Source organism: Tractidigestivibacter sp., from assembly GCF_057241865.1.
This window is the reverse complement of sequence record NZ_DBHHPX010000082.1, coordinates 1-2,463: the sequence shown is the minus strand read 5'-3', so window position 1 is coordinate 2,463 and position 2,463 is coordinate 1. Positions and strand designations below refer to the sequence as shown.

Annotated in this window: 2 protein-coding genes; both read right to left on the bottom strand. The window is 64.4% G+C overall.

The annotated features are described in order from the left end of the window. Positions 1–71 precede the first annotated feature (71 nt). The gene (gene istB, locus ACO59D_RS13025) at positions 72–824 is read right to left on the bottom strand and encodes an IS21-like element helper ATPase IstB (protein WP_021726433.1); all 753 of its coding nucleotides are present in this window, start codon (positions 822–824) and stop codon (positions 72–74) included. Further along, a complete protein-coding gene (istA, locus tag ACO59D_RS13020) occupies positions 814–2,283 on the bottom strand; it encodes an IS21 family transposase (protein ID WP_485127346.1) in 1,470 nt (489 codons plus the stop codon). Before istA ends, istB begins: the two co-directional genes overlap by 11 nt. Positions 2,284–2,463 lie beyond the last annotated feature (180 nt).

Below are 2,463 nucleotides of genomic sequence, written 5' to 3'. Positions count from 1 at the left end.
TGTGTTCTGTCAATACCATTTGAGCAAAAATCGCATCTGTTCTTGAGCGACTCTCGCATCTGTTCTGAGCTCTATTCTTGAGCTGCGCCTTGCATGAGGGCGTGCCTCACGCGATAGGATTCTCCCTTGAAGCGCAGAAGACGGCCGTGGTGAACCACCCGGTCGATGACGGCAGCAGCCATCTGGTCGTCGCCGAACACCACGCCCCACCTCGAGAACTCGAGGTTGGTGGTGAAGACGACCGACTGCGTCTCGTAAGCTTGTGAGATTACCTGGAAGAGCAGGCGCGCCCCCTCGGCGTCGAGGGGCAGAAAGCCCAGCTCGTCTATGACCAGAAGCTCCGCGCGGCCGATCTGCGCGAGCTCGCGGTCGAGCCTGCCGTCGTCGTTCGCCCGCCGGAGGCGCATCACCAGCGACGAGGCGGTGAAGAACCTGGCCTCGACCTTCGCCTCGCAGCACATGACGCACAGGGCGCAGGCCATATGGGTCTTGCCGCATCCTACGTCGCCCATCAAGACCAGGTCCTCCCTGCCGCGCATGAAGGACAGGGACAAGAGGTCGTCGCGCCCGAACCCCTGCGGCCACGAGACGCTCCCCCAGTCATATCCGTCGAAGGTCTTAAGCGCCGGAAGCGCGCAGCGGCGCAGGAGAGAGGCCCGCTTGGAGGCATCGCGGCTTCGCGCCTCGGCCTCGAGGTAGGAAAGCAGGAACTCCACCTGCCTGGGCGTGCCGCGACGGGCCCATTCGGCGAGTACCGACTTGGTGAGCGAGCAGCGCTTGCCGACCTCGACCAGCTCCTTGGCCATCTCCTCGCTAGCAGACATCGCGCATCGCCTCCCTTGCGACCAGGTCGTACACGGCCAGATTGGCGCCTCCGGCCTCGTCCTCACCGCCCGCGATCCTCCGGGCGAGCAGGTCGCACGATGCGTCATCCGGCATGCGTCCCGATTCGAATATGCCCTCGGCAGCCCTGCAGGCAGCGTCAAAGCCCGAGCGCGCAGCCGCGCGCGAGATGGCCCTGAGCACCTGGCGTCTGCCGGCCTTGTCGCAGCGCTCTATCGCCGACACGAGCGCCTCCGGCATATCCTGCCTTATCGTCGACTCGCCGAAGGCCCGGGGCCTGGCGACGAGCGCCGGTATGAGCGAGGCCGGGTTGCGCATGACCTCGCCTTCTCCCCAGGATCTCTGCAGCAAGGCCACCTTGCGACCGTGCTCGTCGAGCATCTCGATGCTCCCGGGTCGCACTCCGCAGACGAGTTCGCGGTTGTGCCAGGCAGGGCCCGCGCAGTAGCTGTTGCCGCAGATCTCGACATAACCGCGCTTGTCCGACTTCGCCTTGACCCACCTCACGGAGTCGAAGGCCACCCCGGGAAGCGCCGACATTGCCGCGAGGTCCTCGGCGAGGACCCTTGGGGTTGGCCTTCCTTCTCCGTTGCGGGATCGGGCGTTGATTCGCTCGCATCCCGCACGCAGCATCGAGTTGAGCTCACCCAGAGAGCCGACGGATGGTTGTGGCACCAAAAGATTGCGCCTCAGGAAGCCCACGGCGTTCTCGACGGAGCCCTTTTCGTTGCCCGAGTAGGGGTTGCAGTAGCGACTTGCGCAGCGATAGTGGGCCCTGAACTGGGAGAACAGGGTTGACTCGGTTACCTTGCCGCGCACCATGCGCCCCGCCTCGGTTGCGTTGTCCAGCACGAGCAGCGCAGGGGTGCGCCCGATCCCATCGAAGATGCGGCGCAACCCTTCGCAGAGGCACTCCGAGCGCTCGGAGAACATGGCCCTGCAAAAACGGGCGTTGGAGTGAGGGAGCGTGAGCACCAGCAGCTTCATGTCACGTGCGGCTCCCGCGATCTTGCAGCGGAAGTTGCCGAAATCGACCTGAGCCGTTCCCGGCGACCATTCGAGCTCAAGGTAACCGTCGCGCGGGGACGTTCGCTCATTCTCCTTTCTCCACCTCGCCACGTATCGGCACACCGACGAGTAGGAGCCCCCGTAGCCGCGCTCGTCCACCAGCCTGTCGAAGATCCTCCTGGCGGTGTGGCGCTGCTTTCGCGGCGCCCCGAGGTCCGCTTCGAGTATGCTGTCGATCCAGGCGGCATGGGTGTCGGTGGCCGGATGGGGCCGCATCTCGGATATGGGGGCTCTCGGCGACATGTCCTGCATGTCAGCGTACCTGGCGACGGTGTTGCGGCTCACTCCCAGCTGCCTGGATATTCTCGCCCTGGGTATCCCCCGCGCATCCATCTCGCGTATATCCTGTTGTGTGTCAAGGGGCACGGTCATCTTCCTTTCCTCCTCCGGGCGAAGGCTTGCCAAGGTGAATTCGCCCAGAGGAAACGTAAAGCGCGGCCGTGCCCCTTGCGCTTGGAACACGGCCACTCGTGCGATAGGTGCTCAATTCCCGATGCGAACGGTGCTCACATTATCGTGCGACATCTGCGCGTCTCTTATTGAACCTCAACA

Coding starts and splice junctions, on each gene's coding strand:
- istB (WP_021726433.1), bottom strand. CDS start 824: ATGTCTGCTAGCGAGGAGATGGCCAAGGAGCTGGTCGAGGTCGGCAAG.
- istA (WP_485127346.1), bottom strand. CDS start 2,283: ATGACCGTGCCCCTTGACACACAACAGGATATACGCGAGATGGATGCG.